Source organism: Variovorax sp. R-27, assembly GCF_049913215.1.
Classification (GTDB): domain Bacteria; phylum Pseudomonadota; class Gammaproteobacteria; order Burkholderiales; family Burkholderiaceae_C; genus Variovorax.
The window spans coordinates 5585842-5608336 of record NZ_CP183984.1; the positions used below are offsets into that span (position 1 = coordinate 5585842).

The 22495-nt window shown below is 67.4% G+C and carries 24 protein-coding genes; 20 read left to right on the top strand and 4 right to left on the bottom strand.

What is annotated here, in order from left to right:
• The first annotated feature begins 38 nt into the window (after nt 1-38).
• The 5 genes from ACN9MV_RS26190 to ACN9MV_RS26210 all read left to right on the top strand — a co-directional run bounded on the left by ACN9MV_RS26190 (nt 39) and on the right by ACN9MV_RS26210 (nt 5544).
• Nucleotides 39-1376, top strand: a complete 1338-nt coding sequence (locus ACN9MV_RS26190; protein ID WP_426390142.1) for an NUDIX domain-containing protein — start codon at nt 39-41, stop codon at nt 1374-1376.
• A gap of 47 nt (nt 1377-1423) precedes the next feature.
• Nucleotides 1424-3652, top strand: coding sequence for a YccS family putative transporter (gene yccS, locus ACN9MV_RS26195; RefSeq protein ID WP_426390143.1), 2229 nt, complete (start codon nt 1424-1426; stop codon nt 3650-3652).
• Nucleotides 3653-3731: 79 nt separating this feature from the next.
• On the top strand, nt 3732-4097 hold the full coding sequence (locus tag ACN9MV_RS26200; RefSeq protein WP_426390144.1) for a hypothetical protein: 366 nt from the start codon (nt 3732-3734) through the stop codon (nt 4095-4097).
• Nucleotides 4098-4272: 175 nt separating this feature from the next.
• Complete coding sequence (locus ACN9MV_RS26205; RefSeq protein ID WP_093057402.1) at nt 4273-4971, top strand: Bax inhibitor-1/YccA family protein; 699 nt, start codon at nt 4273-4275, stop codon at nt 4969-4971.
• A 30-nt stretch (nt 4972-5001) separates the two neighbouring features.
• Nucleotides 5002-5544: an Rrf2 family transcriptional regulator gene (locus tag ACN9MV_RS26210; RefSeq protein ID WP_093057401.1), complete on the top strand. Its 543-nt coding sequence runs from the start codon at nt 5002-5004 to the stop codon at nt 5542-5544.
• 69 nt (nt 5545-5613) lie between these two features.
• Here ACN9MV_RS26210 and ACN9MV_RS26215 read toward each other — a convergent pair whose 3' ends face one another.
• Nucleotides 5614-6516: a DMT family transporter gene (locus ACN9MV_RS26215; RefSeq protein ID WP_426390147.1), complete on the bottom strand. Its 903-nt coding sequence runs from the start codon at nt 6514-6516 to the stop codon at nt 5614-5616.
• A gap of 136 nt (nt 6517-6652) precedes the next feature.
• On the opposite strand from ACN9MV_RS26215, the gene ACN9MV_RS26220 reads away from it, so the two are divergent.
• Nucleotides 6653-7096 carry an Lrp/AsnC family transcriptional regulator gene (locus ACN9MV_RS26220; protein ID WP_426390149.1) on the top strand — a complete coding sequence of 148 codons (444 nt, stop codon included), beginning with the start codon at nt 6653-6655 and terminating at the stop codon, nt 7094-7096.
• 3 nt (nt 7097-7099) lie between these two features.
• Here ACN9MV_RS26220 and ACN9MV_RS26225 read toward each other — a convergent pair whose 3' ends face one another.
• On the bottom strand, nt 7100-7726 hold the full coding sequence (locus tag ACN9MV_RS26225) for a TetR/AcrR family transcriptional regulator (protein ID WP_426390150.1): 627 nt from the start codon (nt 7724-7726) through the stop codon (nt 7100-7102).
• Nucleotides 7727-7859: 133 nt separating this feature from the next.
• Between ACN9MV_RS26225 and ACN9MV_RS26230 the strand changes: the two genes are divergently transcribed.
• Complete coding sequence (locus tag ACN9MV_RS26230; RefSeq protein WP_426390151.1) at nt 7860-9086, top strand: ABA4-like family protein; 1227 nt, start codon at nt 7860-7862, stop codon at nt 9084-9086.
• A 7-nt stretch (nt 9087-9093) separates the two neighbouring features.
• Here the strand turns inward: ACN9MV_RS26230 and ACN9MV_RS26235 are convergent, their stop codons facing one another.
• Entirely contained in the window at nt 9094-9756 is a 663-nt protein-coding gene (locus ACN9MV_RS26235; RefSeq protein WP_426390153.1) for a MarR family winged helix-turn-helix transcriptional regulator, read from the bottom strand.
• 171 nt (nt 9757-9927) lie between these two features.
• On the opposite strand from ACN9MV_RS26235, the gene ACN9MV_RS26240 reads away from it, so the two are divergent.
• The 13 genes from ACN9MV_RS26240 (at nt 9928) to ACN9MV_RS26300 (ending at nt 22248) form a co-directional block, all read left to right on the top strand.
• Complete coding sequence (locus ACN9MV_RS26240; protein WP_093179234.1) at nt 9928-10953, top strand: ABC transporter substrate-binding protein; 1026 nt, start codon at nt 9928-9930, stop codon at nt 10951-10953.
• Between the two features lie 28 nt (nt 10954-10981).
• On the top strand, nt 10982-12070 hold the full coding sequence (locus ACN9MV_RS26245) for an ABC transporter ATP-binding protein (RefSeq protein ID WP_426390155.1): 1089 nt from the start codon (nt 10982-10984) through the stop codon (nt 12068-12070).
• Entirely contained in the window at nt 12067-12918 is an 852-nt protein-coding gene (locus ACN9MV_RS26250) for an ABC transporter permease (protein WP_093057394.1), read from the top strand. The genes ACN9MV_RS26245 and ACN9MV_RS26250 overlap by 4 nt, the downstream gene beginning before the upstream one ends.
• Nucleotides 12915-13706 carry an ABC transporter permease gene (locus ACN9MV_RS26255; RefSeq protein ID WP_093057393.1) on the top strand — a complete coding sequence of 264 codons (792 nt, stop codon included), beginning with the start codon at nt 12915-12917 and terminating at the stop codon, nt 13704-13706. Before ACN9MV_RS26250 ends, ACN9MV_RS26255 begins: the two co-directional genes overlap by 4 nt.
• Nucleotides 13707-13745: 39 nt before the next feature.
• Nucleotides 13746-14570 carry a polysaccharide deacetylase family protein gene (locus ACN9MV_RS26260; RefSeq protein ID WP_093057392.1) on the top strand — a complete coding sequence of 275 codons (825 nt, stop codon included), beginning with the start codon at nt 13746-13748 and terminating at the stop codon, nt 14568-14570.
• Nucleotides 14567-15316, top strand: a complete 750-nt coding sequence (locus ACN9MV_RS26265; protein WP_426390157.1) for an SDR family NAD(P)-dependent oxidoreductase — start codon at nt 14567-14569, stop codon at nt 15314-15316. Before ACN9MV_RS26260 ends, ACN9MV_RS26265 begins: the two co-directional genes overlap by 4 nt.
• A 13-nt stretch (nt 15317-15329) precedes the next feature.
• Nucleotides 15330-16082 carry an SDR family NAD(P)-dependent oxidoreductase gene (locus ACN9MV_RS26270; RefSeq protein ID WP_426390158.1) on the top strand — a complete coding sequence of 251 codons (753 nt, stop codon included), beginning with the start codon at nt 15330-15332 and terminating at the stop codon, nt 16080-16082.
• A gap of 21 nt (nt 16083-16103) precedes the next feature.
• Nucleotides 16104-17480 carry an amidase gene (locus tag ACN9MV_RS26275; protein WP_426390160.1) on the top strand — a complete coding sequence of 459 codons (1377 nt, stop codon included), beginning with the start codon at nt 16104-16106 and terminating at the stop codon, nt 17478-17480.
• 165 nt (nt 17481-17645) lie between these two features.
• Entirely contained in the window at nt 17646-18437 is a 792-nt protein-coding gene (locus ACN9MV_RS26280) for a fumarylacetoacetate hydrolase family protein (RefSeq protein ID WP_426390161.1), read from the top strand.
• A gap of 77 nt (nt 18438-18514) precedes the next feature.
• On the top strand, nt 18515-18787 hold the full coding sequence (locus ACN9MV_RS26285; RefSeq protein WP_093057387.1) for a hypothetical protein: 273 nt from the start codon (nt 18515-18517) through the stop codon (nt 18785-18787).
• A 148-nt stretch (nt 18788-18935) separates the two neighbouring features.
• Nucleotides 18936-21071, top strand: coding sequence for a TonB-dependent siderophore receptor (locus ACN9MV_RS26290; RefSeq protein WP_426393205.1), 2136 nt, complete (start codon nt 18936-18938; stop codon nt 21069-21071).
• Nucleotides 21072-21210: 139 nt separating this feature from the next.
• Complete coding sequence (locus ACN9MV_RS26295) at nt 21211-21609, top strand: hypothetical protein (RefSeq protein WP_426390163.1); 399 nt, start codon at nt 21211-21213, stop codon at nt 21607-21609.
• Nucleotides 21610-21651: 42 nt separating this feature from the next.
• The gene (locus ACN9MV_RS26300; RefSeq protein ID WP_426390165.1) at nt 21652-22248 is read left to right on the top strand and encodes a response regulator; all 597 of its coding nucleotides are present in this window, start codon (nt 21652-21654) and stop codon (nt 22246-22248) included.
• Here ACN9MV_RS26300 and ACN9MV_RS26305 read toward each other — a convergent pair.
• Entirely contained in the window at nt 22193-22492 is a 300-nt protein-coding gene (locus tag ACN9MV_RS26305; protein ID WP_426390166.1) for a hypothetical protein, read from the bottom strand. The two genes, ACN9MV_RS26300 and ACN9MV_RS26305, sit on opposite strands and share 56 nt — an antisense overlap.
• Nucleotides 22493-22495 lie beyond the last annotated feature (3 nt).

The following is a 22495-nucleotide window of genomic DNA, read 5'->3' on the forward strand; positions in this document are numbered from 1 at the left end:
GTCGCCTTCGCAGCAGCCACCGGCGCGACAATGCGTGCATGACAGCCAGCACTCCGGATGCCACGCCACAACCCGCTTCGCCGCCGCGCCCCGTGCGCTCGGCGGCCACCCTCATCGTTCTGCGCGACGCAAGCCACGGCCTCGAAGTGCTGATGCTGCGGCGGGCCGAGAAGGCCAACGACCAGAACAGCGGCGCCAGCGTGTTTCCGGGCGGCGTGATCGATGCGCACGACCGCGGCCTGCACGTGCACTGCGCCGGCATGGACGACAGGGCCGCGAGCGAACGCCTCGCGGTGCCTGATGGCGGGCTCGACTACTACGCCGCCGCGATCCGCGAATGCTTTGAGGAAGCCGGCGTGCTGTTTGCGACCGACGGCGGCACCGAACGGCTGGTGTCGCTGGACAGCCTGCCGCCCGACCAGCTCGCCGCCATGCGCCATGCGGCGGAGCAAGGCACCGATGCGCTGCTCTCGCTGTGCGAGCGGCACGGCTGGCGGCTCGCGGCCGACCGGCTCGCTTATTTCGCTTACTGGCTCACACCGCCGGGCATGCCGCGCCGCTTCGACACCCGCTTCTTCATCGCGCCGATGCCCGAAGCGCAGCGCGTGCAGCCCGATGGCCGCGAGACGGTCGAGCACATGTGGCTGCGCCCCGCCGAGGCCGTGGACCCGGCGCGCGGGCTCAAGCTGATGAACGTGACGCGCCGCATCCTCGAGCAACTCGCGCAGTTCGCAAGCACGGCCGAACTCATGACTCATGCACGCGGCCTGCAGCACATTCCGCGCGTCATGCCTCGGCTGGCGGACGGGCCCGCGGGACGACGGCCGGTGAACATGGATGAACCGGCATACGAAGAAGTGGCGCATCTCGACCCGGACGGCAAGGGCGGTGGCCGCTATGCGCACGAAGCCGGGCTGGTGACGCGGCTGTCGGCGCGGGTTCTGCGGGTTACGGGCGAAGCATCGGGCGAACTGGCGCACAGCTACTTCGTGGGAGCTGAGGGCGGCGATTGCGCGTTGATCGATGCGTTGCCCGCTAGCCCCGGGCACATCGCGGCCCTCGTTGCAGCGGCACCCGGGCGCGTGCGATGGATCCTGTCGACGCAGGCGTCGTCGGAAGAAGCCATGAGCGCCTTCGACGGCCTGCGCGATATCTGGCCCGAGGCCTCCGCTGTGTCGCCCGCGCCGGGCGAACGGATCGACCTGGGCGGCGCCACGCTGCGCGTGCTGCCGGGCCCGGACGGGGCGCAATCCCGTCAGTTCCTGCAGGTCGAGGACGAGATGCTGCTCACAGGGGTTGCCCCCGCAGCCGACGACGCCCGAGCCCGGTGGATAGCCCCGCGCCACGGCTTCCTGCGCAGCCGGCCTGCGCCCTAGCCACAAGGCGCCACACGGCCGTGGCATGCATCGTGCAAGATCAGCCCATGCTTCCCCTGTCTCCCGACGCGCTGCGCCAGCGGCTGCGGTCTTTCGCTTCCCGCGCGCAACCCGTTCGCATTCTTCTCACTCTCGGCAGCCTCATGGCGGCCTGCGCCTGGACCGGCCATCCTGATGCGGTGATTCCCCTGTTCCTCGGCGCCATCGCCAGCGCGCTCGCCGAGACCGACGACAGTTGGCGCGGCCGGCTGCGCGCGCAGGTGGTCACGCTGGGCTGCTTCGCGGCCATCGCGTTCGCGGTCGAGGCGGCGTTCGGCCTGCCACTGCTGTTCATCACCGGGCTTGCGCTCGCGGCCTTCTGCCTCACGATGCTCGGGGCGGTGGGGGCGCGCTACAAGGCGATTGCCTATGCGACGCTGATCCTCGCGATGTACGCCACGCTCGGCATCGAGAACATGGGCGCGCACGGTGTGGCTCATCGCGGGCGCGAACCGCTGCTGCTGCTGGCGGGCGCTGCGTGGTACGGCGTGTTCTCGGTGCTGTGGTGCGCGGCCTTTCCGGCGCAGCCTGTGCAGGCGCGGCTCGTGACGCTGTTCGCGGTGCTGGGCAATTTCGTGCGCTTCAAGGCCTCGCTGTTCGAGCCGCTGCGCGGCATCGACATCGAGCGCAAGCGGCTCGCACTGGCGCAGCTCAATGCCGAAGTGGTGGCGGAGCTCAACGCCGCGAAGGAAAGCATCTTCCTGCGCATCGGCGCGCGCGCGCCGACCGGGCGCCTCTCGCGCTACCGCGGGCTCTACCTGATCGCGCAGGACGTACACGAGCGCGCCAGCTCCTCGCACGACGACTACAACGCGCTGGCCGACGCCTTCTTCCATAGCGACCTGCTCTACCGCTGTCAGCGCCTGCTGGGCCTGCAGGGCCTGGCCTGCCAGCGGCTGGCCGATTCGATCGCTCGGCGCGAGCCCTTCGAGGTGGGCACGGAGACGGTGCAGGCGCTGGCCGACCTGCGCAGCGCCATCGAGCATGAGCGCGCGCGGGCCGATACGCCCGGGCGGCTGGCGCTGCTTGCGTCCGTCGAGGCGCTGGCGCGCAACCTCGCGCTGCTCGACGGGCAGCTCGCCGGGGCCAGCCAGCCGTCGGCGCGCGCGGGCCGTACGGAGATGGGCCTGTTCGACCGCTCGCCGCGCTCGTGGCGCGATGCGGTCGAGCGCGTGCGGCGGCAGCTCACCACGCGCTCGCCGCTGTTTCGCCATGCGCTGCGCCTGTCGGTGGCGCTGGTGGCGGGCTACGGCGTGATGCGCGCCATTCACCCGGCGCAGGGCTACTGGATCTTGCTGACCACGCTGTTCGTCTGCCAGCAGACTTATGGCGACACCATTTCGCGCATGGGGCAGCGCATTGCCGGCACCGCGCTCGGCGTGGTGGCCGGTTGGGCGCTGCTGCAGCTGTTTCCGCAGCCGCTGGTGCAGTCGGTGATCGCGGTGGTGGCGGGCGTGCTGTTCTTCGCGACCCGCGCCACGCGCTACCTGCTGGCCACAGCCTCGATGACGCTGCTGGTGCTGATGTGCTTCAACCAGGTCGGCGACAGCGGCGTGCTGCTGGTGCCGCGGCTGGTCGACACCGCCATCGGCAGCGCGATCGCCGGGCTGGCGGTGCTGCTGGTGCTGCCGCACTGGCAGGCGCGGCGCATCAACGAACTGGCGGCGGCCGCCATGCGCGGCCATGCCGGCTACCTGCGGCAGATCGTCGGGCAGTACCGCACCGGCGCGCGCGACCACCTCGACTACCGGCTGGCGCGGCGCAACGACCACAACGCGGATGCAGCGCTGTCCACGGCCGTGTCGGACATGTTCCGCGAGCCGGGCTACGTGCGCCCGCGCGCGGGGGTGGCGCTGCGCTTCCTGATCCGGTCGCACACGCTGCTGAGTTACCTCTCGGCCCTGGGCGCCCACCGTGCGGCGCTGCCAGACTCGGCGCAGATGGCGGTGCTGCGCACGGCGGCCGAAGGTGCGATCGCGGCGCTGGAAGGGCTGGCGGCCGGGCTGGAAAAGGGCGTGATCGAGGCGCCGGGCGATGCAGTTGCGGAATCAACCGCGCGCGCCGCACTGGCGCAGGCCGTTGCCGCCAGCGGCGAGAACGGGGACGGCAGCGACCCGCAGGCGCGAACTTTTCACACCGAACTCGGTCTGATCTGGCTGCAGATAGACGCGTTGCGCACCCATGCACGCGAATGGCTGCAGTCCGAAGGCAGCGAAACCACGACCGCGCCAGCCTGAGCGAACATCCATGCGATCCGGTCGGTTGAAAGCACCCGCCGTGAACACCTCGTAGCGCGGCAGGTAAGATTACCCCTACATGTCCCGCTGGTTTGTCGCCACTGTCCTGTCCATCATGCTGTCCTGCTACGGCTTTGCCGTGCTTGCCCACAGCGTGATCGGTGGCGGCCATTCGCACGGCGAACAACAGGAGTCCGCGCTGGTTGTCAGTGCTGACTTCTCCGATGCAGCAACGCCGGCAAGCGATGCCGACAAGGCGTCGGACGATTCCCTTTCCGTCGACGAAGCCGGCTCCGAGCACGCCGAACTGGTCGACGCACGCAACGGCGCCCCCGCGCTGCTGCGCTTTACGGAACAGCCGCCGAAGCTCGGCCTGACCACCTCAGTCGCGCCGTTCCTAGCGCGACCCAAGCGGCCACCCCGCGCCGCGTCCTTCGTCGCCTAGGCCCCTCAAGGCCTTGCGCGACCGGGAGCCGCCATGGCTCCCGCCCTTTCGATCCGGGCCCCCGCCATCCGGCGGCACCCGCATCGCAGCAACGACATCTCTCATTTCCGGCCCTGTGCCCCTTGCGCGCCATTGCGTGCAGCCGGCACTGGTCCAGTTTCAAGGAATCAACACAATGAACAACAGTCCCTCCACCTATCACGACGGCTTCGACCTCCCGCTCGCCTCGCCGCAGGAGCGCAACCGCGTGCTGCGCAACACCTACTGGCTGCTCGCGCTGTCGATGGTGCCCACCGTTCTGGGCGCCTGGATCGGCGTTTCCACCGGCTTCTCGCGCGCCATGTCGCCGGGCATCGGCCTGATGGTGTTCCTCGGCGGCGCCTTCGGCTTCATGTACGCCATCGAGAAAACCAAGGAATCGGCCGCCGGCGTGCCGGTGCTGCTGGCCTTCACCTTCTTCATGGGCCTGATGCTCTCGCGCCTGGTGGGCTCCGTGCTCGGCCTGGCCAACGGAGCCAGCCTGGTGATGACGGCGTTCGCCGGCACCGGCGCGATCTTCTTCGGCATGGCCACGCTGTCGTCGGTCATCAAGCGCGACCTGTCGGCCATGGGCAAGTGGCTCTTCATCGGCGCCATCCTGCTGCTGGTGGCTGGCATCGCCAACTTCTTCATCCAGTCGAGCGCACTGATGATGACGCTGTCGGTCGCGGCCATCGGCATCTTCTCGGCCTTCATCCTGCACGACCTCAAGCGCGTGAAGGACGGCCTGGAGACCAACTACATCTCCGCCACGCTGGGTGTGTATCTCAGCATCTACAACGTCTTCCAGTCGCTGCTGGCCCTGCTGGGCATCGCGGGCGGCCGGGACGAGTAATTCCCCACGAAGGAAGGAAAGGAACATCCCATGCGTCTCACCACCAAGGGCCGCTTCGCGGTCACCGCGATGATCGACATCGCCCTGCACGGCCGGTCGGGCCCCGTCACGCTGGCCTCGATCAGCCTGCGTCAGCGCGTGTCGCTGTCGTACCTGGAGTTGCTGTTCGGCAAGCTGCGGCGCGCCAGCCTGGTCGAATCGACCCGCGGCCCCGGCGGCGGCTATTCGCTCAGCCGCAAGGCGGCGGAGATTTCGGTGGCCGACATCGTTCTCTCGATCGAGGAACACGATGCCGAATCCACCCGCCGGCGCGACGCCGACGCCCCGGGCGAGACCGGCCGCTGCGAAATCGACGAACTCTGGGCCACCGTGAACCTGCGGGCGGTCGAGTTCCTCAAGTCGATCTCGCTGCAAAGCCTGGTCGACGAACAAAAGGCCAAGGGCGTGCAAGCCGCAGTACGGACCGAAACCCGGCGCACGCCGACCGGTCAGCCGGCCACGCGCAAGCCTTTTGTGGTCGACGCGCCCAACTCGGTGTTCGCACTGGGACGGCGTCAGCAGAGCGCCAGCTAGCCTCAGCCGGTCAACGCCATCACGGACCATGCGGTCGCCCGGCGCGGCCGCACGCGACGACGTCCTGACTCAGCGCTCTTCGGTGGCGGGCGAGCGCCTCGGCACGCCGGGCAGGGTCCATCCGAAAGTCATGCCCGCCGCGGCTATCAGGATGGCCGCGGCGCCCACCACCTGCAATGCGCCCAGCCGCTGGCCGAAGGCGACATAGTCGACGCCGATGGCCACCAGCGGATAGATGAACGACAGCGCGCCGGCCACGGGCGTCGACAGCTTCTGCAGCGCCCCGTACAGGAGCACGAACACCAGCCCCGTGTAGACCACACCCATGGCCAGGTGCACGCCCCACGTGGCCGCATCGCTGGGCAGCATCTTCAGATGCGCGAACGGCGCGAGCATCACGATGCCCACGCAGACCTGGATCAGCGCGATGAGATGCGGGGCGATGCCGTCGAGCTTCTTCGCAATGATCGCGGCCACCGCGTAGCAGAAGGCCGCGCCCAGTGCCATCAGCACGCCGACGAAATAGGCCGAACCGTCGGCCCCGCCACCAGGCTTGGCCTGCGCCACCAGCACCACGCCGGCGAACGCGATGCACAGCCACACGGCCTTCATCGCGGTCAGCCGTTCCGACAGCAGCAGTGCGCCGAGCGCGACCAGCATGAAGGGCTGCGTGTTGTAGACCGCCGTGGCAATCGAGATCGACGCGCGCGAGAAGGAAGCGAAGATCAGCACCCAGTTGACGACCAGCGCCACGCCGCCCAACGCGGCCAGCGCAAAGCTGCGCAACGTCAGGCCGCGCCGCAGCAGGCCCAGAGCGAGGCACACGATGAGCAGCGTGGCCGCGCCGAACACGCAGCGCCAGAACAGCAGGTCGGGCAGCGGCTGTCCGGATCGCACGACGAACCATCCGATGGTTCCGGAAATCACCATGGCCACGCTCATTTCCAGCGCACCGCGAAGCTGTGTCTGCATGTCTGTCTCGAACGGCAGAAAGGAAGGAGCAAGCGTGCCACGTCCGGCGCGGATTGGATATGCTTTGAATAAGGCAAATACCGCTGATGACCTTTCAAAACAAGCCATCGCGGCCCATTCACCGGAGATCGGCAACATGCTCGACGCAATCGACGAAACCATCGTGCAGGCATTGGCCGGCAACGCGCGGATGTCCCTGAAAGAGCTGGCCCACCACGTGGGGCTGTCGTCGCCCAGCGTGTCGGAACGGCTGCGACGACTTGAAGAGCGCGACGTGATCCGCGGCTACACGCTGGACGTGAACCCGAAGGCGCTGGGCTACCAGTTCCAGGCCATCGTGCGCATCCGCCCATTGCCGGGGCAACTGCAGGCAGTGCAGAAGCTGATCGAGGCCACGCCCGAGTTCTGCGAGTGCGACAAGGTCACAGGCGAAGACTGCTTCGTCGCGCGGCTGTTCCTGCAATCGCTCGAACAGCTCGACGGCATTCTCGACCGCATCGCGAGCAAGGCCGAGACCAACACCTCCATCGTGAAGGCGCAGACGATCCGCAGGCGGCTGCCGCCCTTTCTGGCTCAGTGAAGGTCAGGGCCAGAACTGCTTCAGTATTTCCGGCAGCATGCTCTCGACAAAATCGTTCGTGCACGCGCTGCCGGCCTGCTCGCCGAACTTCTCGTCCAGCGCAAGATGCGCAAAGCCGTGCACGACGGACCAGGCGCCCAGCGCGGCGGCCTGCATCGCGCGGTTCGGCGGCTTCTTGCTGCTCCAGCCGTTGTAGTCGCGCACTGCCTGCTCCAGTTCGGCGAATGCCGCATCGCCGGCCGCTTGCAGCCGCGGGTCTTGCGTCAACCGGTCCTTGCGGAACATGAGCTGAAAGCGCGCCGGGTAGGCCAGCGCGAACCGCACATAGCCCATGCCCTGCCCACGCAAGCGACGCGCGGGGTCAGTGCCACCCGTTTCCGTGCCAGCACGCAGGCAGCGCGTAAGCTCCTCGAAGCCCAGGATCGCCACCTCGGTCAACAACCCGGCTGCGCTGCCGAAATGATGCATGGGCGCGGCCGCCGATACGCCGGCGCGCCGCGCCGCTTCGCGCAGGGTGAAGCCCTCGATGCCGCGCTCGGCGAGCAGGGCTTCGGTAGCCCCGATCAGCGCCGCGTGCAGATCGCCGTGGTGATAGGGCGCGGGGGCTTCCTCTGTTTTCTTTGCCGCCATGGCTGGTTGCTGCTTTCGGTCTTCAAAGGGGCGACTCTACCTTTTAAAGAATCTGCTGGCGTTTTTATCTAAACACTGTCAAGATTGCGCCATGCCAATCCTGGCGAGCCCCATTTCTTGCTGAAGGCCTTGCATGTTCGACTCACTTTTCAGCGCAGGCAGCACCGTCGCCCTTCCTGCCTGGGCCGCGCTCGGCGCAGCCCCGTGGCTCGGGCGTGCCAAGCCGGTGATATGGGCAACGACGGGCATCGTCATTCCCGTCGGCCTCGGGCTGGCGTACTGGTGGCTGATGGCGACGTACTGGTCCGCGGCCGGTGGCGGCTACAGCTCGCTGTCGGCGGTGCATGCGCTGTTCCAGCATCCGGGCCTGCTCACCGCCGGATGGTTCCATTACCTCGCCTTCGACCTGTTCGTGGGCACGTGGATCGCACGCGAGGGAGAGCGCGCGGGCATCGCGCCGGTGCTGCTCATTCCTTGCTTCGCTCTCACCTTCCTGTTCGGGCCAGTCGGCCTATTGGCCTTCCTGGCGCTGCGGGTCGCGCCCGCATGCATGGCGCTGGCGCGCGAAGTGCATCGGCGGCAACCGCAGCTGGCCTGGTTCGGCGGCCTGCTGCTCGCAGTGATGGTGCCTGCCCTCGTGGCTGCTTGGCTCGATCCGCGCACGCTGAACGGCGTAGGCGTGTGGGTCAAGCCGCTGAAGTTCATGGCTTCGGTCAGCCTCTACGCGCTGACCACTGCATGGCTGCTCGGCGACCTGCCGCGCGAGCGACGCGGCAGCCGCATCGAACGTGCCATCGTCGCGGTAGTGATCGCCACGGGCGTCTTCGAGGTCGGCTACATCACGCTGCAAGGTGCCCTCGGGCAGGCCTCGCATTTCAATGAAGACTCGACCTTCCACATCGTCATGTACAGCCTGATGGGCGTGGGTGCGCTGTCGCTCAACGCCACGGCATTGCCGCTCGCGTGGCTGTTCGCGCGCCACGGCGACGCGCTGGCAGCGCCTTACAGGCTGGCCGTGGTGCTGGGGCTGGGGCTGACCTTCATAGCCGGAGCGGGCGCGGGCATCGCGATCAGCCAGCACGGGGGATCGACCATCGGCGCCATTGCAGGCGGCACAATGCTCCCCCTGTTCGGCTGGTCAGCCACCGGCGGCGATCTGCGCGTGCCGCACTTCCTCGGCGTGCACGCACAGCAACTGCTGCCGCTGGCGGGCGCGCTCATCAGCGTGTCGCTCATGCCATGGGGCCGTGCGGCAGTCTGGCTCCTGACGGGCCTTTACGCGGCGCTGATTCTGCGGATGTTCAGCCTGGCCTATGCGGGCGTGCCGCTGATTGCGCTCGGCGTTCAGGCCGCGGTATAGCTCTCGGTCAGTCGCTCTTGGTGCGCAGCGCCGGGCCGGGCTCGGGGCCAGTCTCGGGCGCATTGCCCGTCATCATCTGGCTCAGCAGGCTCGAGAGCACGTCGCGCTGCGGCGCATCGAACATGCGCAGCAAATGCAATTCGGCGGCCGCGTGGCGCGGCATCGCTTCATCGGCCAGGCGAATGCCCTTGGCGGTTAGCTTGACCAGCACGCCGCGGCCGTCGTTCGGATCGATCGAGCGCTTGATCCAGCCCTCCTTCTCGAGCCGCTTCAGCAGGTTCGACAAGCCACCCGAAGTGAAGAGAAGCGTGCTCTGCAGGCGCGACGGCGACAGCCTGTAGGGCGCGCCCGCCACGCGCAAGGTAGCGAGCACCGCGTACTCCTGGTACTTCATGCCGAAGGGCTCCAGCACCTGGTTCAGCGTGCGCAGTACCACCTCTTCGAGCCTCAGCAGCCGGCCGACCACGGACTTGCCGCTGCTGTCGATGTCAGGCCGCTCGCGCCTCCATTGCTGGATGCCGCGCTCGACCAGGTCGGCGCCGCCTTCCATCGGCGCTTCATCGGCCGGTGCAACGGGCTTGGCGGCCTCAGCGGCCTCAGCGGCATCGTCGCGATGCCTTGCATCGCCTTGGGGCGGACGTCGATTCGACGCTTCTTTTTTTTGCGGCATGACGTGCTTTCCATCCAGGTTGATGCCCATGCGCTGCCATTGTGGTGCGGCGCGATGGCGCGGGTTGGTCTCTATCTTAAATGCCTTGCATTTATCTTTTATGAAAGATAAAGTGAATTCCAACGCAGCCATCCGGCCCTTCGTTCCGGGTTTTCCCCACAGGAGCTCTTCATGAAAACCATGTTCTCGCGCTGTCTCGTTTCCGGCTTGGTGGCCGCTCTTTTCGCAGGCGCTGCACAGGCCGAGGAGCTGGTGGTCGGCATCTTCGGCGGCTCCTTCGCAGACGACTCCAAGACCTGCCACATTGCGTCGTTCGAGAAGAAGACCGGAGCCAAGGTCGCGCTCAAGCTGGGCAGCTCCTCGCAGTTCGCGGCCGCGATCCGCGCGACCGGCGGCAAGTCGGACTTCGACGTGGTCTACATCGACAACTCGCTCGCCGCGCAGCTCAAGAACGAGAAGCTGCTCGAGACCATCGACAAGAGCAAGCTCACGAACGCCGCCGAAGTGTCGCCGCGCGCACTCGACAAGGACGGCCAGTACGTCGTGTTCATGACCGGTGCGACCGTCATCGTCTACGACACCAAGCAGATCAAGACACCGCCCACCTCCTGGTCCGACCTTGCAAAGCCCGAGTACGACGGCAAGCTCGCCATCGGCGACATCAGCGGCACCTCGGGCTCGCAGTTCCTGATGGCGCTCAACCGCATGAAGGGCGGCACGCTCGCGAACATGGACGCGGGGTTCACGGCCATCAAGCCGATCGCGAAATCGTCGGTCACGCTCTACACGCAGGCCGACCAGATCGTGTCGCTCTTCGAACGCCAGGAGATCGCCGCCGCCGTGTGGTACCCCGACCGCGCCGGTTCGGCCATCGACAAGGGCCTGCCGCTGGCCATCGTCTATCCGAAGGAAGGCGCGGTGGGCATCCTGCCTGCGCTGGTGATCCCGAAGGGCGCGAAGTCGCCTGCGCTCGCGCTCAAGTACATCGACGAGGTGCTGTCCAAGGAAGGCCAGACCTGCTTCGCAGAACGCAAGTACGCGGGCCCGGTCAACACGCAGGTCAAGCTCAGCGACAAGGCCGCGAAGATCGTTCCCTACAAGGAGACTTTCGACAACCTCTGGCTGCCCGACCCCGAGGCCGTGGCCAAGTCGCTGCCCGAATGGACCAAGCGCTGGCAGCGCGAAGTGGCTCGCTGAGCCGCCGCAACCTCCAGGACCGAACGACATGCCGGCACTCGCGCTCGACCGCCTCGAGAAACGCTACCCGGGCCACATTGCCGCACAGTCCGTGTCGCTGTCGGTGCACGACGGCGAGTTCATCTCACTGCTCGGCCCTTCGGGCTGTGGCAAGACCACCGTGCTGCGCATGGTGGCCGGCCTGATCGAGCCGACGGGTGGGCGCATCCTCGTCGATGGCCGCGACGTCACGGCGCTGCCCACCAACAAGCGCAACATCGGCCTGGTCTTCCAGTCGTACGCACTTTTCCCGCACATGAGCGTGTTCGAGAACGTCGCGTTCGGCCTGCGCCGCCAAGGCCTGCAGGGCAGCGAATTGAAGCAGCGCGTCGACCAGGCGCTGGCCAGCGTGCGGCTTTCCGCGCTCGGCGACCGACTGCCGCGCCAGCTCTCCGGCGGCCAGCAGCAGCGCGTGGCAGTGGCGCGTTCGATCGCGCCGCGCCCCAGCATCCTTCTTTTCGACGAGCCGCTGTCGAACCTCGACGCCTCGCTGCGCGACGAGATGCAGATCGAGCTCAAGCGCCTGCAGCGCGAAGTGGGCATCACCACGCTGTTCGTCACGCACGACCAGGGCGAGGCGATGTCGATGTCCGACCGCGTGTGCGTGCTCGCGCACGGCGTGGTGCAGCAGTTCGACACGCCCGAGGCCATCTACCACCGTCCCGCCACCGGCTTCGTCGCGAGCTTCATCGGCCGCCCCAACCGTCTCGCGGGCCGCGTGGTGCGCTCGCCCGAAGGCGCGGCTGCAGTGCAGTTGAACGATGGCCCGGTGCTTGCGGCCACGGCTGCCGATGGCATGGCACAGGGCACGGCGGTCGACGTGGTGGTCCGCCAGGAGGACATCCGCTTCGCCGACGCGGTGGCGTCGAACGGCCCGACGCTCTCGGGCCGCGTGGCCATGCGCTCCTTCGTCGGGTCGCGCGTGCAATACCTGCTGGCCTTCGGTAGCACCGAGCTCATCGCCGAGGCGCTCACCAATGGCCCGCACGCGGGCCTGGCGGTCGACGCACCGGTTCGGGTGAGCGTCGAGCCGCAGCACGTGTACGTGACACCCACGGCAAGCCAGGCCACCGCATGACGCCGCGCAAGATCACCGGCACTCTGCTGGCGTCGCCGCTGCTGCTGCTCCTGCTGCTGGCATTCGTCGCGCCAGTGCTGCTGATGGTGCCGCTGAGCCTGCACCCCTACGTGCCCGGCACCGGCATCGCCGCCGGCTGGACGCTCGAGAACTACACCAGCATCCTCACCGACGAGTACTACCGCGAGGTGGTCGTGCGCACACTGGTACTGGGCTTCGGCGTCACCGCCATCTGCCTGCTGCTGGGCTACCCACTGGCCTACTACATCGCGAATGCGGGCCCGAAGATGCGCCTCACGCTCACCATGCTCGTCATCTTCCCGATGCTGCTGAACCTGGTGGTGCGCTCGTTCGGCTGGATCGCGCTGCTGGCCAACCGCGGGCTGGTGAACAACCTGCTCATCGACATCGGCCTGATCGAGCGGCCGATCAAGATGATGTTCAACCTGTTCGGCCTGCTGGTCGGCATGTCGCACATCTTCCTGCCGTTCATGGTGCTGATGCTGGTGCCGGCCATCCAGGCGATTTCCAAGGACGTGCAGGCGGCCGCGTACACACTGGCCGCAAGCCGGCTGCGCGTGTTCTGGTCGATCACGCTGCCGATGAGCGCGCCGGGCATCCTGTCGGGCTCGATCCTGGTGTTCGTGCTGACCATCAGCGCACTGGTCACGCCGCGCATGCTGGGCGGGCCCACCTACAAGGTGATGGCCACGCTGATCTACGACGACTTCCTGCAGACGCTCGACTGGCCCGCAGGCGCCGCGATGTCCTTCGCGCTCACCGCGCTCACGCTGGTGGTCATCGGCCTGTCGAGCCGCGTGCTCAGGCGCTGGGGAGGCAACGCATGAGCATCGAAGGCAAGAAGGCGCCGTTCCTCGCGGCCACGGCCATCGCGGTGGTCGTGTTCCTGCAGATTCCCGTGCTGGTGGTAATGCTCGCGGCCTTCAGCAAGACGGCCTACCTCACGATCCCGCCCAAGGGCCTGACCTTCCACTGGTTCGAGGTGGTGCTGCGCGACCCCGAGTACCTCAGCGCCGCCTGGACCAGCCTGTGGCTCGCCGCCGCATCGACCGCCGCCGCGCTGGTGCTGGGCCTCATTGCCGCCTACGCCATTCACCGCCGCATGGTGCCCGGCGCGGGAGCGCTCACCTCGCTCTTCATGGCGCCGCTGATCCTGCCTTCGGTGGTGCTCGGCGTGGCGCTGCTGCAGTACTACACGATGACCGGCCTGCGCGGCAACTCGCTGGGCCTGTGGCTCGCACACGTGGTCATTACCGTGCCCTACGTGGTGCGCGCGAGCCTGGGCAGCCTGTCGGCGGTCGACGAGTCGCTCGAGGACGCGGCGCGCGTGCTGGGAGCCGACGGCTTCACGAGCTTTCGCCTGGTCACGTTGCCGCTGGTGAAGCCCGGCCTCGTCGCTGGCGGCCTCTTCGCCTTCATCACCTCGCTCGACAACGTGCCGGTGTCGGTGTTCCTGCTCTCCGCGAGCCAAACGACGCTGCCCGTGAAGATCTTCACCTCGGTCGAGCAGGGCGTGGACCCAAGCGTGGCCGCCGTCTCCACCCTTCTGATCGTAACCACCGGCGTCGTGCTGCTGCTGGCCGAGCGATGGACGGGCTTCCACAAGCACGTCTGAGCACCCCGCTTTCCACCTCATTCGCCAAGGAGTTTCTTGATGCCGACCACGAGCAAAGGCTTCCCGCTCATGCTGACCTTCGACCTCGACGCGGAGACCATGTGGACCGGCCGCGACCCCGCCAACGCGCAGCGCCCCATCCTCATGTCGCAGGGCGCCTACGGCTGGAAGGTCGGCATGCCGCGCATCCTCGCGCTGCTGGCGCGCTACGACATCAGCGCCACCTTCTTCATTCCCGGCGAAGTGGCCGACAAGCACCCGGACCTGGTGCGCGAGGTGGTCGACAAGGGCCACGAGGTGGCGCACCACAGCTACAGCCACCGCTGGATCGTCAACCTGAGCCCCGCGGAAGAACGCGAGGAGATGGAGCGCGGCATGGAGACGCTCACCCGCCTGGCCGGTACCCGCCCACGCGGCTGGCGTTCGCCGGCGGCGGAGTTCAGCAGCATCACGCTCGACCTGCTCAAGGAGTACGGCTTCGACTACTCGTCGAACTTCTTCGATGACGACTCACCCTACCTGCTGGAAATCGGCGGGCAGCGCACCGACATCGTGGAACTGCCCTTTCGCTGGGTGCTCGACGACGCGCCCTTCTTCCAGTACTCGATCACCCTGCCGGGCCGCACGCTGCAGGCGCCCTCTGCCGTGCTCGAGGCGTGGACGAGCGAGTTCGACATGCTGTACGCCGAAGATCGGATGATGATGGTCGGCATGCACCCGCAGATCATCGGCCAGCCATCGCGGCTCAAGGTACTCGAAGGGCTCATCGAGCATGCGCTGGCGCACTCGGGTGTGTGGATCGACCGCTGCGACCGCATCTCCGACGACATGCGCCCGCGCCTGAAGGCGGCGGTCAAGGCATGACCACCGCCTTGCGTTTCGTGGTGAGCGGCGGCGCGAGCGGTATCGGCTTCGCGGTGGCACGGCTCGCGGTGGAACGTGGCGCGCGCGTCGTACTGCTCGACCTTGATGCGCCACGGCTGCAGGCATGCGTCGCGGCATTGGGCGACGCAGCGCTGCCACTGGTGTGCGATGTGACCGACGCACCGGCCGTGAAGGCTGCGGTAAACCATGCCGCCCAGTGGCTCGGCGGCATCGACGCGCTGGTCAACTCGGCCGGCGTCGATTCGCTGAAACCGCTGGAGCAGACCGACGACGCCGAGTGGGCCCGCACGCTGGCCGTCAACCTCACGGGGCCGATGCTGATGTGCCGCGCCGCCATGCCGCACCTGCGCGCGGCGGGCGGCGGCAGCATCGTCAACATCGCGTCGGGCGCAGGCCTGCGGCCGCTGCCGAATCGCACCGCCTACTGCGCCACCAAGGCGGCCGTCATCATGTTCGGCAAGGCACTGTCCATTGAAGCGGCGGCGGACGGCATCCGCGTCAACGCCGTGTGCCCTGGCGCCATCGACACGCCTCTGTTTCGCACCAGCTACGAGCACAGCGACGACCCGGCACGCACGCTCGACGAGATCCGCCAGCGCTATGCACTGGGCCGTGTCGCCGCGCCCGAGGAAGTGGCCGAGGCCGTGCTCTACCTGAGCGGCGCGGGTGCCAGCTACATCACGGGCACCGCGCTGGCCGTCGACGGCGGGCGCACCTTCCACTGAAGGATCAGATGCCATGAGCTTCGACCATCGCATCGCGGTCGTCACCGGAGGTGGCCAGGGCATAGGCGCCGCCACGGTGCTCGACTTTCTGGACCAGGGTGCGCGCGTTGCCGTGCTGGACCTCGACTGCACCCCGCTCGCGCAGCAACTCGCGACCAGGCCCGCAGCCGCCGCGCGCTGCCTTTGCGTGACGGGCGACTGCACCGATGCCGCCGTCGTCGCGGCGTTCTTCGACCGGGTTGAAAAGGAACTGGGCCCGGTCGACATCCTGTTCAACAACGTGGGCCAGAGCGCGCGCGAACGCGGTGGCCTGTTCACCGAATCGGACGAGGCCGTGTGGCGCTTCGTCATCGAGGTGTCGCTGCTCACCACCATGCGCGCCGCGCGCCGCATCGCGCCTGGCATGAAGGCGCGCGGCTTCGGGCGTATCGTCAACATGAGCACCGACGCAGCCTTTGCCGGCGACGTGGGCCTGGCCGACTACGCCGCCGCCAAGATGGGCGTGGTGGGCTTCACGCGCTCGCTGGCGCGGGAGCTCGCGCCGCATGGCGTGACCGTGAATGCGGTGTGCCCCGGCGCAATTCGCACGCGCGCGCACGACAGGCTGCGCCCCGAGGTGCTCGCGAAGATCGTGGCCGACACGCCCGCCGGCTTCGTCGGCTCGCCCGAGGACGTGGCCGCCACGGTGCGTTTCCTCGCGAGCGACGAAGCGCGCTTCATCACCGGCCAGACGCTGCTGATCGACGGCGGCCGCTGGATGCTCTGACCTCTTTTCAAGGACACGACCATGGACCTGATGGACCACAGCGCACGCGAACTTGCCGCACTGATCCGCACCAAGGAAGCCTCGCCCGTGGAGGCGGTGCGCCACGCGCTCTCGCGCATCGAGGCGCGCCGCGAGCTCAATGCCTTCATCACCGTGACGGGCGAGCAGGCGCTCGAAGCCGCGCGCCGCGCCGAAGCCGCCGTGATGGCCGGCGAGACGCTCGGTCCGTTGCACGGCGTTCCGTATTCGGTGAAGGACCTGACGCTCACGGCCGGCGTGCGCACCACCATGGGCTCGGCAATCTACGAAGACTTCGTGCCGAAGGAAGACGCCGTGGCCGTGGCGCGCGCCAAGGCCGCTGGCGCCATCCTCATCGGCAAGACGACCACGCCCGAGTTCGGCCACAAGCAGGTGGCGACCGCACCGATCTTCGGCCGCACGCTGAACCCGATCGACGCGCGCTACACGCCCGGTGCGTCGAGCAGCGGAGCGGCGGTGGCGGTGGCGGCGGGCCTCGGCTCGCTCGCGCTCGGCACCGATGGCGGTGGTTCCATCCGCATTCCGGCTTCGTGCTGCGGCATCGTCGGGCTCAAGGCCACGCTGGGCGTGGTGCCGAACCTGCAGGCGCCCGACCTGTTCTCGGCCAATTCCTTCACCGGTCCGATGGCGCGCGACGTGGCCGACACGCAGTTGCTGTTCGATGTCATCAAGGGCTTCGACGCGCGCGATCCCTATGGGTTGGGCGGGCCGGTGCCGCAGCCTGCGATGCCCATGTCGCTGCGCGGCCTGCGCGTGGCGTGGTTGCCCACGGCGGGCAACCCGATCGACCCCGAAGTCGAGGCCGTGACGACGGCCGCCGTGCAGGCGATGGAACGCGAAGGTGCCGTCGTCGAAACCGTGCAGCTGAACTTCGTGGCGCTCGAACGCCACTTCCTCGTGGTGCTGCAGTCGATGCTGGCCGCACGCGTGAGCGCCAACCTCGAGCGCTTCGGCGACCGGCTGGACGCCACGCTGATCGACGCCGTGCAAAAGGGCCGCCGCCACAGCGCGGTGGACCTGCACGACGCCACCTTCGCCAAGACCCGCTGTTTCACTGAATTGCAGACGCTCTTCAAACGCTTCGACGTGCTGGTGTCGCCCACCGTCTCGGCGCCACCGCTGCCCATCGACATGGACGTGAGCGGCGAGGTGGAGATCGGCGGTCGGCCCGCCGGCACCATCCGCGGCGCTTGGTATCCGTACACCTACCCGATGAACCTGACGGGCCATCCCGCGCTCTCGATGCCCTGCGGCAAGAGCGCGATCGGCCTGCCCATCGGGCTGCAGCTGGCGGGCCGCTGGTACGACGACGACCACCTGCTGGCCATTGCACGGCTGGTGGAGCGCGCGCTCGGCTGAAGTTTTCTTCTCTTCCGCCTCGCGCACGAGGCCTGGCGGGCGCCGGGTGGGTTCTGTCCTGTTTTTGCGTAGATGCGTACGGTTGGGCAGCAGTTCGCCGTCCCAGAATGAACCGGCCGTGCGGGGTACGGCACGCGCATTTCTTCATAGAACAAGGAGACCCTCATGATCACTTCCCGTCGCGGCCTGCTGGCCGGTTCCGCCGCCATGACCACGGGCGCCATTGCCGGCTGTGCATTGCCCGCAGGCGCCAGCCGCACGCAGGCAACGCCTTTCGATGTCGCCGCATCGACCATCCCGATCGTGGGCAGCGAGCAGGTCTATCCGGTGCGCCGCATCTACTGCATCGGCCGCAACTACGAGGCCCATGCGCGCGAGATGGGCTCGGACCCGAGCCGCGAGCCGCCCTTCTTCTTCCAGAAGCCGGCCGATGCGATCCAGGTCGTGACGCCCGGCGTGGTGGCCGACCATCCCTATCCCACACTTACGAAGAACTACCACTACGAGGTTGAACTGGTGGTAGCGCTGGCCAAGGGCGGGCGAAACATCCCGGCGAGCTCGGCGCTCGACTACGTGTACGGCTATTCGCTCGGTCTCGACATGACGCGCCGCGACCTGCAGCGCGAGATGGGCGACCAGAAGAAGCCATGGGAAATCGGCAAGAGCTTCGACCATTCGGCGCCCATCGGACCGATCCACCCGGTGGCGAAGGTCGGGCACTTCACCGACGGCGCGATCTGGCTCAAGGTGAACGGGCAGACGAAGCAGAGCGCCACGCTCAAGCACATGATCTGGTCGGTGGCCGAGCAGATCAGCCGGCTGTCGCAGGCCTTCGAGCTGAAGCCGGGCGACATCATCTACTCGGGCACGCCGGAGAACGTCGGGCCCGTGGTGCGCGGCGACCTGATCGAGATCCACATCGACCGGCTGCCGGAGCTGTCGGTGCGGATCGTCTGAGGGCGCGGAGGCCGACGCACCATTTTTCCTACCAGATTGGTGCCGATCATCGGGGCTCCTGCATCTCCAGAGCCACCATGTCCCAGCCTCCGCAAGCCACCTACATCGACGATCTGCACGCCCCGCAGGTGTTCGCGGACGAAGTCTCGGGATACTGGGTCAACGCGGGCTGTGTGCACATCACCTTCGATGCCAGCCGCGTCGACCACAGCTCCGACCGGTGCCCAGTCCATCGGGCCGCCGTGCTGCGCGTGACGCTGCCGATACCCATTGCACAGGTGCTCGCGGTCAGCCTCTATGACTTCCTGAAGCAGCGCGGGCTGGCGCCGGCGCCTGGCAACGGGCACTGACGAGGGCAAGCAGCACCCGGCGGCGGGTAGCCTCCAAGATTTCTCCGAGATTCAACTTTAAAATGAGAAGCATTCTTATTTGCGAAGTGAGTCAACGTTGAATCCTGGACGCCAGAACACCGCCGGCACCGTCACGGTCCCCTCCCCGATCTCATTCAGGCGCAGCGCATTCGGCCCGCCCGCGCGCGCCACGCTGCTGGTGCTGTGGGCGGCCGCCCAGATCGGCCGCGCGCATGCACAGGAGGCGCAAAACAAAGAAACCTCCTCGCTGCCGACCGTGACTGTCACGGCCGAATCGCAGGACGACTCGCAGCAGCACCTCGGCGCCAAGGTGAGCAGCGGCGCGCTCGGTGCGCGCTCGCAGCTTGAAACGCCCTTCTCCACCACCGTCGTGACCAGCGAGGACATGGCCGAGCGCCAGGTGTCGAAGCTGGGCGACGTGTTCGCGCTCGACGCGTCGGTGTCCGACAACAGCGGCGCCTACAGCAGTTGGGCCAGCTACATCACGGTGCGCGGCCTGCCGCTGGACTGGCAGAACGCTTACCGCATCAATGGCCAGCCCTTCCTGAGCTACGCCATCACCATGCCCTACGAGCACTTCGAGCAGATCGAGCTGCTCAAGGGTTCGTCGGGCTTCATGTACGGCTTCGGCTCGCCGGGCGGCATCGTCAACTACGTGACGAAGAAGCCGACCGAAACGCCGGTGCGCAGCATCGAGGTCGGCTACAAGACCGCCGGCATCTGGAGCGAGCACGTCGACCTGGGCGGGCGCTTCGGCACCGACGACCGCTTCGGCTACCGGCTCAACGCCACGCACGAGGAAGGCAAGACCTACAACGACGGCAACATCCGCCGCGACTCGGTGTCGCTCGGGCTCGACGCGAAGCTTACCGACAAGCTCACCTGGACCTTCGACTCGCTCTACCAGAAGCGCACCTCCACCGGCCAGACGCCATCGATCTACCTGGGCAGCTACACGGGCACGAGCCTGCCGTCCACGATCAGCGCCAACAACGCAAGCCTGGTGGGCCCTGGCCAGCACCTGGCCACCGACTTCAGGCTCTATTCGACCGGTCTGCAATACCAGCTGTCGCCCGACTGGACGCTCAGCACCAGCTACAGCCACAGCAGCGCCACGCGAAGCCGCAACGAAGGAATCTCCTACCTGCAGGACGCCAGCGGCAGCTACGACGACTACCGCTCCGACAGCGAAGAAGGCCACCGCTTCAACCAGTGGCAGGCCATGGCCACGGGCAAGCTGCGCACCGGCGACTTCGAGCACCAGGTGACGCTGGGCGCGTCGTGGCAGAAGCAGGTCAACTACTACAGCAGCAACGCCGTCTACCAACTGGTGGGCACCGGCAGCATCTTCGGTCAGAACACCAACAGCTACAACAGCGTGACGAACCTCACGCCCTACCGCAACAGCGACATCACGCAGCGCGCAATATTCGCGAGCGACACGATGAAGCTGTCCGAGAAGTGGTCGGTGCTGGCCGGCCTGCGCAGCACCACCTACGAACAGGTCGGCTACGACACCACCGGCCTGCAGAACTCCACCTACCGCAAGAGCGGCGTGATCACGCCCACGCTGGCGCTGATGTACAAGCCCGCGCCCGACACCACGCTGTACACCAGCTATGTCGAATCGCTGGAGCCCGGCAGCACGGTGAGCAACCTCTACGCCAACGACGGCGCGCTGCTCAACCCGCTGAAGAGCCGCCAGTACGAACTGGGCGTAAAGACCGAGCGTGAACGCTGGAGCGCCACGGCCGCGCTGTTCCGCATCGAGCGCGGCGCCGAATACGCCAACAGCTCCAACGTGCTGGTGCAGGACGGCCAGTCGATCTACCAGGGCCTGGAGCTCGGCGCTTCCACGCGGCTGGGCTCGCAGTGGCAGATCGGCGGCAACCTGATGCTGCTCGACAGCTCCTACGAGCGCGGCAGCAGCTACGTCGGTAACCGCGTGGCGGGTGCGCCGAAGCTGGTGGCAACGGCGCAGGTGTCGTACGCAGTGGCTCAGGTGCCGGGCCTCAAGCTGTCGGCCGACATGAAGTACACGGGCAACACCATGCTGAACGCGGCGAACCAGCTGACCGTGCCCGGCTACACCATCGCCAACATCGGCGCGAGCTACACGACGCGCATCGGCGGGCGCAACACGACCTTCCGCGCGGCCATCAACAACGTGGCGAACCGGAAGTACTGGGAATACCAGTACGACAACTACATCAAGCCCGGCGACCCGCGCACCTTCAGCCTGAGCGCCAAGCTCGACTTCTAGGCCTTCTCGCAGTCTCTGCTTCCTTGGCCGGCCGCCGTCTTCGACGGCGCGCCGGCTTTTGAATTTCTGCAGCGGCCGATGGCCGTCGGGGGAGCCGTCATCCAATTTTTCTCCCCCTTTGAAGTTCACGATACGGGTCATGAACACCATCCCGCATCGCAACCCGCACGGCGCATCGCACGCGCTGCGCTTCACCGGCCTGCCGGCGTTGGCGCATGCGGATCGCCACTTCCCGGAACTCACCATGCAAGCACGCTGGAGCAGAACACAGCCCGCCCTCGTCGCTGCGCCGCGGCTGAAGAAGTCCTTCTGGCTGTCGCTTCTCACGGGCCTGCTGGCCTTCGGCGCGCTGGCGTTCGGCGTCCTCGTGGCCGCAAGCGACACCGGCTGCGCAGCGCGTGAAGCCGGCGCTTCGGGCAACTACAGCCAATCGACACTCGCGCCGATCACATCGGCCGGCACGGGCACAGCCACCAGCGGCAGTTGCAAGCGCAAGCAGGAGCCCGGCCGCCTCGAGCATCCGAAGACGATGCTCTAACACGCCCACTTGCGACAGCCCACTTCAGAAGAAAGCACATCCGTGTTCGATACCAAGCTGCCCGGTGGCGCCTCGCGGGTGTTCCGGCCACAGCCTTTCTTCAGTGCGCTTGTAGTGGAAAGCGATCCCGCCGTGGCGAGCCGCCTGAATAGCGTCCTGGGGGTCCTCGCGCCGGGACGGTGCGTGGTGCTAGTGCCCACGCGCGAAGAGGCCGATGCGATGCTGGACACGCTGTCCTTCGACCTGGTGTTCGTCGACATGCAGCTCTATCCGATCGGCGACGGCGCATCGCTGATCGCCGACGTGCGTGCAGTACAACCACGCGCCCGGATCATTGCCCTGTCGGACACGGACGATCGTGAGCTGGCCCTGTCCGCATTCGCCTCCGGGGCGACGGGCTACCTGCTGAGCGAGGCGGAAGACGCCGAGATCGCCTACGCGTTGCGCGCCCTGGCGAACGGCGGCGCAGTGCTGGACCCGCGCGTGGCGCGCCACGTGGTGGCCATGTTCGCCGAGACGCTGGCGGAGCCGTCGACCCACGCCGTCGACTTCCGTGCGGAAAGTACCTTCCGCAAGCTCGAGCTCAGATCCCTGACTCCGGCGATTCCCGAGGGAACACGCCCCGGTCTTCCAGGCTGACACCGACACGAAGGCGCTTCCTCTCGCGCGGCAGCTCGTGCTCGACGATGCAACGCCGGGCAAGGAGGAACGCCAGCCGCCGGGCATCCCAGGCCAGGAACATCGCCAGCAACGCGACGTCGCACACGGCCAGCGCGATCAGGGTGCGCCAGTCCCACAGCCAGTCGAACGAAGTCATGAGTCGGTAGAGGTGATGAATGCGAAGCCCCGAGATTGAGGTCTTCGCATTGCCTGCGAATTTCACCGT

Coding starts and splice junctions, on each gene's coding strand:
- ACN9MV_RS26190 (WP_426390142.1), top strand. CDS start 39: ATGACAGCCAGCACTCCGGATGCCACGCCACAACCCGCTTCGCCGCCG.
- yccS (WP_426390143.1), top strand. CDS start 1,424: ATGCTTCCCCTGTCTCCCGACGCGCTGCGCCAGCGGCTGCGGTCTTTC.
- ACN9MV_RS26200 (WP_426390144.1), top strand. CDS start 3,732: ATGTCCCGCTGGTTTGTCGCCACTGTCCTGTCCATCATGCTGTCCTGC.
- ACN9MV_RS26205 (WP_093057402.1), top strand. CDS start 4,273: ATGAACAACAGTCCCTCCACCTATCACGACGGCTTCGACCTCCCGCTC.
- ACN9MV_RS26210 (WP_093057401.1), top strand. CDS start 5,002: ATGCGTCTCACCACCAAGGGCCGCTTCGCGGTCACCGCGATGATCGAC.
- ACN9MV_RS26215 (WP_426390147.1), bottom strand. CDS start 6,516: ATGCAGACACAGCTTCGCGGTGCGCTGGAAATGAGCGTGGCCATGGTG.
- ACN9MV_RS26220 (WP_426390149.1), top strand. CDS start 6,653: ATGCTCGACGCAATCGACGAAACCATCGTGCAGGCATTGGCCGGCAAC.
- ACN9MV_RS26225 (WP_426390150.1), bottom strand. CDS start 7,726: ATGGCGGCAAAGAAAACAGAGGAAGCCCCCGCGCCCTATCACCACGGC.
- ACN9MV_RS26230 (WP_426390151.1), top strand. CDS start 7,860: ATGTTCGACTCACTTTTCAGCGCAGGCAGCACCGTCGCCCTTCCTGCC.
- ACN9MV_RS26235 (WP_426390153.1), bottom strand. CDS start 9,756: ATGCCGCAAAAAAAAGAAGCGTCGAATCGACGTCCGCCCCAAGGCGAT.
- ACN9MV_RS26240 (WP_093179234.1), top strand. CDS start 9,928: ATGAAAACCATGTTCTCGCGCTGTCTCGTTTCCGGCTTGGTGGCCGCT.
- ACN9MV_RS26245 (WP_426390155.1), top strand. CDS start 10,982: ATGCCGGCACTCGCGCTCGACCGCCTCGAGAAACGCTACCCGGGCCAC.
- ACN9MV_RS26250 (WP_093057394.1), top strand. CDS start 12,067: ATGACGCCGCGCAAGATCACCGGCACTCTGCTGGCGTCGCCGCTGCTG.
- ACN9MV_RS26255 (WP_093057393.1), top strand. CDS start 12,915: ATGAGCATCGAAGGCAAGAAGGCGCCGTTCCTCGCGGCCACGGCCATC.
- ACN9MV_RS26260 (WP_093057392.1), top strand. CDS start 13,746: ATGCCGACCACGAGCAAAGGCTTCCCGCTCATGCTGACCTTCGACCTC.
- ACN9MV_RS26265 (WP_426390157.1), top strand. CDS start 14,567: ATGACCACCGCCTTGCGTTTCGTGGTGAGCGGCGGCGCGAGCGGTATC.
- ACN9MV_RS26270 (WP_426390158.1), top strand. CDS start 15,330: ATGAGCTTCGACCATCGCATCGCGGTCGTCACCGGAGGTGGCCAGGGC.
- ACN9MV_RS26275 (WP_426390160.1), top strand. CDS start 16,104: ATGGACCTGATGGACCACAGCGCACGCGAACTTGCCGCACTGATCCGC.
- ACN9MV_RS26280 (WP_426390161.1), top strand. CDS start 17,646: ATGATCACTTCCCGTCGCGGCCTGCTGGCCGGTTCCGCCGCCATGACC.
- ACN9MV_RS26285 (WP_093057387.1), top strand. CDS start 18,515: ATGTCCCAGCCTCCGCAAGCCACCTACATCGACGATCTGCACGCCCCG.
- ACN9MV_RS26295 (WP_426390163.1), top strand. CDS start 21,211: ATGAACACCATCCCGCATCGCAACCCGCACGGCGCATCGCACGCGCTG.